This is a genomic window from Candidatus Thiosymbion oneisti (assembly GCF_900092655.1).
GTDB lineage: Bacteria > Pseudomonadota > Gammaproteobacteria > Chromatiales > Chromatiaceae > Thiosymbion > Thiosymbion oneisti.
This window is the reverse complement of record NZ_FLUY01001274.1, coordinates 1-6,223: the sequence shown is the minus strand read 5'-3', so window position 1 is coordinate 6,223 and position 6,223 is coordinate 1. Positions and strand designations below refer to the sequence as shown.

8 protein-coding genes are annotated in these 6,223 nt (G+C 61.0%); 5 read left to right on the top strand and 3 right to left on the bottom strand.

The features are described from left to right. Nucleotides 1-312 precede the first annotated feature (312 nt). Genes holA through leuS form a run of 3 tightly spaced genes read right to left on the bottom strand, consistent with a single transcriptional unit; the run spans nucleotide 313 to nucleotide 4,610 of the window. Entirely contained in the window at nucleotides 313-1,332 is a 1,020-nt protein-coding gene (gene holA / locus BQ17_RS13290) for a DNA polymerase III subunit delta (protein ID WP_089727832.1), read from the bottom strand. Nucleotides 1,333-1,341: 9 nt separating this feature from the next. Next, nucleotides 1,342-1,887: an LPS-assembly lipoprotein LptE gene (locus tag BQ17_RS13285; protein ID WP_089727831.1), complete on the bottom strand. Its 546-nt coding sequence runs from the start codon at nucleotides 1,885-1,887 to the stop codon at nucleotides 1,342-1,344. Beyond that, nucleotides 1,887-4,610, bottom strand: coding sequence for a leucine--tRNA ligase (gene leuS / locus BQ17_RS13280; protein ID WP_089727830.1), 2,724 nt, complete (start codon nucleotides 4,608-4,610; stop codon nucleotides 1,887-1,889). The genes BQ17_RS13285 and leuS overlap by 1 nt, the downstream gene beginning before the upstream one ends. A gap of 155 nt (nucleotides 4,611-4,765) precedes the next feature. Between leuS and BQ17_RS22725 the strand changes: the two genes are divergently transcribed. The 5 genes from BQ17_RS22725 to BQ17_RS13260 all read left to right on the top strand — a co-directional run bounded on the left by BQ17_RS22725 (nucleotide 4,766) and on the right by BQ17_RS13260 (nucleotide 5,922). Beyond that, nucleotides 4,766-4,918, top strand: coding sequence for a hypothetical protein (locus BQ17_RS22725; RefSeq protein ID WP_165742268.1), 153 nt, complete (start codon nucleotides 4,766-4,768; stop codon nucleotides 4,916-4,918). A gap of 31 nt (nucleotides 4,919-4,949) precedes the next feature. Continuing rightward, nucleotides 4,950-5,132, top strand: coding sequence for a type II toxin-antitoxin system RelE/ParE family toxin (locus tag BQ17_RS13275; protein ID WP_369406477.1), 183 nt, complete (start codon nucleotides 4,950-4,952; stop codon nucleotides 5,130-5,132). 99 nt (nucleotides 5,133-5,231) lie between these two features. Next, nucleotides 5,232-5,510, top strand: coding sequence for a HigA family addiction module antitoxin (locus BQ17_RS13270; RefSeq protein WP_089727829.1), 279 nt, complete (start codon nucleotides 5,232-5,234; stop codon nucleotides 5,508-5,510). A 17-nt stretch (nucleotides 5,511-5,527) separates the two neighbouring features. Beyond that, nucleotides 5,528-5,740 carry a type II toxin-antitoxin system HicB family antitoxin gene (locus BQ17_RS13265; protein ID WP_089727827.1) on the top strand — a complete coding sequence of 71 codons (213 nt, stop codon included), beginning with the start codon at nucleotides 5,528-5,530 and terminating at the stop codon, nucleotides 5,738-5,740. Next, nucleotides 5,737-5,922 carry a type II toxin-antitoxin system HicA family toxin gene (locus tag BQ17_RS13260; RefSeq protein WP_089727825.1) on the top strand — a complete coding sequence of 62 codons (186 nt, stop codon included), beginning with the start codon at nucleotides 5,737-5,739 and terminating at the stop codon, nucleotides 5,920-5,922. Before BQ17_RS13265 ends, BQ17_RS13260 begins: the two co-directional genes overlap by 4 nt. Nucleotides 5,923-6,223 lie beyond the last annotated feature (301 nt).

The window sequence follows — 6,223 nt, the reverse complement described above, 5'->3', positions numbered from 1 at the left end:
GCGCTCCCGGCTTTGCCCAATCGACACGGCTGGTAGTAACTTGTTAATCAAAAAGAAATTTATACGCGCCCGCCCTGGAAGCTAGAGAGGTACCTCTCGACAGGCCGGCAGCGTGCCTAAATGGTGTTGGGCACGGGCCATCCCTGGCCCTTTGCCCAACCTACCCGGCTAACGAACAACCGCGGTGCGGAAACCTCCGCGGAATGACCGAACCCTTGAACTCAGTTTGACGGATGCTTGCTTTGCCCATCCTACAGACCTGGCAAAGGGATAAAATCTGTGAAAATCTGCGTAATCTGCGGATAAAGCAACTTATGCACACCCGCCCTGCCGAGCGCCCGCCAGGTCGTCGGCGATGGCCGCCAGGGCCTGCCAGGGATCGCCGGTGGTCAAGCCTTTGATGCTGCGATCGGCCGCTGCGCACCGGACCAGCAGGTCTTGCAGGTACTCCGTGGAGAGTCGTTTCAGTGCCGCCAGCACGCGGGATTGGCGTGATTCCCAGACCTTGTGCATCCGCAAGGCGGCGGCGGTCCCGCCGCCTTGGGCGGCATGGGAGACCGCCGCCAACATACGCAGCTCCCGGGCCAGGGCCCAGAGCACCAGTGCGGGAGCGGTCCCCTCCGCCGCCAGGGTATTGACGATTCGGTGGACCCGGGCCCGATCCCCGCCCAGCGCCGCGTCCGGGAGGTCGAACAGGTCGTAGCGGGCACCGTCGGAGATGGCACTGACGAGCCGCTCCCGATCCAGGTCGCCTGTTCCATAAAGGAGCCGGAGCTTCTCTACCTCTTGGGCCGCCGCCGGCAGGTTCCCCTCGACTCGCTCGCTCAGCAGCTCGGTCACGCCGGGCTCCGGGCGCAGCCCCCGCTCCCGCAGTCGCTGCTCGATCCAGGCGACCAGGCGTCGCCCCTGGATCTGTCGCACCTGGAGCAGGACACCGATCCGGTCCAGCGCCTGCACCCACTTGGCCTGGAGCTCTCTGTGCTCCAGCTCCGGGGCCAGGATGAGCAGTCGGTTGTCTTCCGCGGGGTCACGGCAATAGGCGCGCACCGCCTCGCTGCCCTCGCGACCGATGCGCGTCGCGTTGAGCCGCAGCTCGATGAGCTTGCGGTCGGAGAACAAAGACCGCGCCGCGGCGGCGGCCGCGAGACGGCCCCAATCGAATCCCGGCTCACACTCCAGCAGCTCCCGCTCTTCGAATCCCTGAGCGCGGGCCGTGCCCCGCACCGCCGCGGCCGCTTCGCCGAGCTGCAGCGGCTCGTCGCCGTAAAGCAGATAGACCGGTGCCAGCTTATGCTTCAGGTTGTCTGCGAGCTGCTGGATCTGGATGCGCATGCCATATCCTCAGCGCAACATGACCCGGAGACGGGTCAGGATACGGTTGGCGGCATCGCTGAACATATCCGCGTAGATCAGTTCACTCTCCGACTGCTTGCCGAGTACCTCGACGTTGGGATCTTCGTAGCTGCGCACCAGGTCGAGGGACTGTTGCGGTACTAACTGTTTCCCGTCCGGGGTCACCGCGTCGAAGGTCAGGCCATAGTGGAGTTCGCGCGCCAGGACCTTGCCGCCGCGGTCTACGGCGACGACTCGGGAGGAACGCCGCTCGTTACTGAGGCGTATGATCATCCGAGCCTGCCGGGGCCCAGCGGCCAGCTGCACCTGGGATCCGTGGAGTTGCCGAACGATCTCGTTGCCCACCGGCGATCTGTGCTGCGGCTGGACGAACACGGGACTGAACTCGGAGGGAACCTCCACGTCACCCCTCAGCTTGAAGCCACAGGCGCTGGTTGCCAGCAATGCCGCCAGGAGAAGACCCATTGCGAACGCGCCGCGCGCAGCGGATTCGGACCTCAGGGAATGCGTGAGTCCGGGAATACTCTTTCTCATCAGCGTGCCACCACATTGACCAGCTTGCGCGGCACCAGGATGACCTTGCGGACTTGGGCCGCGCCGACAAACCTGCGTACATTCTCGTTGGCGAGAGCGGCCTGCTCGACGACCTCCCGTCCCGCGTCCGCGGTGACTCGGATCTTGCCCCGCACCTTGCCATTGACCTGAACCACGTATTCGATGGTGTCCTGCCGCAGGGCCGTCTCGTCCACCACCGGCCACGCTGCGTCCAGGATATCCTCCCCGTAGCCCAGCTCCCGCCACAGCTGGTGGGTAATGTGGGGGGCGATGGGGCCCAGGAGCCGCAGCACAATGCTCAAGCCCTCCCGCAGCACCACCAGGCCGGCAGGCGAGGCGTCCAGCCGGTACAGGGCATTGACTATGGTCATACAGCCGGAGACCACGGTGTTGAACTGTTGGCGTTCGTAATCGAACCGGGCCTTTTTCAGTGCGGCATGGACCTCCCGCCGTGCCGTCGCGCTCCCTGCATCCAAGGCGTCGGGCGTCCGCGCGCCGGCCTTGGTTGTGCCCTCTCCCCGACCCCTCTCCCGGGGGGAGAGGGGGTGCTGTACGCCGGCCAGGGCATCGGCCTTGGCTACCGCCAGGGACCAGAGTCGTTTCAGGAAGCGGGAGGCACCTTCCACGCCCTCATCGTTCCACTCCAGGGTCTGGTCCGGGGGTGAGGTGAACATGGTGTAGAGCCGCACCGTGTCCGCCCCATAGCGATCGACTAGGGCCTGGGGGTCCACGCCGTTGTGCTTGGATTTGGACATCTTCTCGAGGCCGCCGTAGGTGACGGGTCCCCCGTCTTCCCTGAGCCGTGCCACCACCAAGCGGCCCTTCTCGTCCCGCTCCACCTCTACGTCCGCCGGGTTGAACCAGTGCCGGCGGCCCGCGGCGTCCTCGCGAAAGTAGGTCTCCGCCACCACCATGCCCTGAGTGAGCAGCTGTACGAAGGGCTCGTCGCAATCCACGAGTCCCTCATCGCGCATCAGCCTGTGGAAGAAGCGGGCATAGAGCAGGTGCAGCACCGCGTGCTCGATGCCGCCCACGTACTGATCCACCGGCAGCCAATAGCGGGCGCGTTCGTCCAGCATGGCGGTGGCGCAGCCGCTGGAGCAATAGCGGGCATAGTACCAGGAGGACTCGAAGAAGGTGTCGAAGGTATCCGTCTCCCGGGACTCGCCGTCGGCGAGCTCCGAGAATGAAGACAGCCGCTTGAGGGGCGAGCCGGAGCCGTCCACGACCAGGTTCTCGGGCAAGCGTACCGGGAGCTCGGTCTCGGCACGCACGGTGCCGTCCGGGGTGTGGACGACGGGGATCGGGCACCCCCAGTAGCGTTGGCGGGAGACGCCCCAATCCCGTAGCCGGAAGTTTACCCGTCGCTCCCCCTTGCCCCGCTTTGCCAACCAGTCCGCGATCGCACCGAAGGCCTCCGCACTGGTCAGGCCGGTGAAGGGGCCGGAATCAACCAGAACACCCTGGTCCAGGAAAGGAAGTTGCGACGCTGCTTCTGCTCGTTCAAGCTCCCCCTCCGAAAATTCTTGTTGAATCTCAGGCCCCTTGTGACCAAGACCATCACCTGCGCTCACGGGTCCGTCTCGAAGCGCACGTTCAAGTGCATCAACTTCCTCGGAGATGATGACCCTTTTTATCGGCAGGCCATACTTTTTCGCAAACTCGAAATCTCTGGCGTCGTGGGCCGGCACCGACATCACGGCCCCGGTGCCGTAGCCCATGAGCACAAAGTTGGCGGCGAAGATGGGCACCGGCTCATCGGTGATCGGATGGATGGCATCGATGCCGAGGGGGTGGCCCTTCTTTTCCATGGTCTCGAGCTCGGCCTCGGAGATGCCCCCCCGGCGGCATTCCTCGATAAAGGCCGCAAGCTGCGGGTCGTCCTCGGCAGTCCGGCGCGCCAGCGGGTGCTCGGCGGCCACGGCCATGTAGGTAACGCCCATGAGGGTATCCGGGCGGGTGGTATAGATCCCCAGCGGCTCGTCCGAGTCCCGGATGCCGAACGCCATGTACACGCCCTCCGAGCGCCCGATCCAGTTGCGCTGCATGGCGCGTACCTGCTCCGGCCAGCCGTCGAGCCCCTCGAGCCCATCCAGCAACTCCTGGGCATAGTCCGTGATACGCACGAACCATTGTCGGACCTCCCGCTTCTCCACGGTTGCCCCGGAACGCCAGCCCTTGCCGTCGATCACCTGCTCGTTGGCCAGCACCGTCCGGTCCACCGGGTCCCAGTTCACCATCGCCTTGGCTTGGTAGGCCAACCCCTTCTCCATCAGGCGCGTGAACAACCACTGTTCCCAGCGGTAGTAGTCCGGATCACAGGTGGCCAGCTCCCGGTCCCAGTCATAGCCGAAGCCCAGCCGCTTGAGCTGGGTCTTCATGTACTCCACGTTGGATCGGGTCCATTGGGACGGCGGAATCCCATGCTTGATGGCGGCGTTCTCCGCCGGCAACCCGAAGGCGTCCCAACCCATGGGTTGCAGCACGTTCTTGCCCAACATGCGCTGATAGCGGGCGATCACATCCCCGATGGTGTAGTTGCGCACATGCCCCATGTGGAGGCGCCCGGAAGGGTAAGGGAACATCGACAGGCAATAGAACTTCTCCTTCTCCGGATCTTCCACCGCCGTGAAGGACTGGTTCTTTTCCCAATAGGCCTGCGCCGCGGCCTCTATTCGATGCGGATCATAGTCTTTTTGCATCTTTCTGATTCTACTTTGTCATATTATGAACTAACAAACTGATTTCTATATATTTCATAATTTTGCAGATTCCTTATAAGGCAGTGGATTACCGGGTAATGTGACAAAGTAGAATTGGAAAACGAATGGGAAACCTATCGCCTGACGGGGGCTCGATGCAAGTCGAACAGTCCACTATTGCTGAACCAACTGCCGGCAATGGCCGGCACCAGAATCTCGTCGAAGACAGCGCCGACGCATCCAATCGGCGGAACCGCCTGTTCGAACTTGGCTTGCAGAATGTTTGGGTAGTATTTCTATTTTCTTGACAAGCGTCACCTGACAGCTTACGGTTTGGATATGATAAGTGGCTTCCGGCACAAAGGGCTCGAGGCGTTTTTCAGAACCGGGACCAAAAGCAGGATACACCCCCAGCATGCCGTGAAGTTGCGGATTCTCCTTACAGCGCTGGATCACGCCACAAAACCTGAAGATATGAATGCTCCGGTGCATCGCCTGAAGGGCGATCTGTCCGGTGGTTAGGCGGTCACAGTGAGCGGTAACTGGCGCCTCGTTTTTCGCTTTGAAAATGGGGATGCCATCGATGTCGATTACTTAGATTACCATTAACTTGAGGTAAAAATGTCACGCATGCATGATCCCGCACATCCTGGAGAGGTATTGCGCGAATATCTGCCGGAAGGTATGAGCGTTACCGAGGCGGCACGCAGGTTGGGCGTGACGCGACAATCTTTGTCAGCGATTTTGAATCGACGGGCAGGGATCAGTGTGGATATGGCCCTGCGTCTGTCCGAGGCACTTGGTACCAGTGCGGAAATGTGGCTTTCGATGCAGACCGGATATGATCTTTGGCAGGCGGAGCAGATGCCGCGCGCGAAGGTAGAGCCGATTGCAGCATGACTATGAGGTAATCAAATATGAAGGCGGAATTTACAGCAATTATAAAAAAAGATGGCGACTGGTGGCTTGGCTGGGTCGAAGAAGTACCGGGTGCCAACGCCCAGGAAAAGACGAAAGAAGATTTGTTGATAAGCTTAAAGGAAGCGACGAGTGACATTTTAGCATTACGTAGCGAGGAAGCCCGAAAGCAGGCAGAAACCGACTATGAAGAAGTCCCTTTAGCGATATGAAACGCGGCGCACTGATTCGACATCTATCTCGGCATGGGTGCGAGCTAGTGAGAGAGGGTGGGCGGCACTCGATATGGAGAAATAGTAACAATAGCGAACTGACAGCAGTACCTCAGCATAATGAAATTAAAGAATTTATGGCACGAAAAATATGCAACGATCTCAAAATCACACTGCCTTAGTATACTACGCTTAATATGATCGCTTCGTTGAATAAATTGAAAATCGAAGTGCCGCCAGCCGCCCTAGTGAGATATGCGGGCTAGAAGTTGGTAGTGTCGTAGGCCGCGGTGAGTGCCTGCCTACCACCCCAGGAGGGTGTCGCAAAAGCGGTGGCATCAGCTGCTGGTTTGTGAAGTTTAAACCAGTAGAGTAGAGAGCAGGTTCCCGTGTCCTTAGATGTGGTCTATCCGTTGCCGCCCCTTTCGTCTGGCGGTGCCTCACGAGCCAGATCATAGCCGCGGTCGCCTGCTCCCCCTTCTC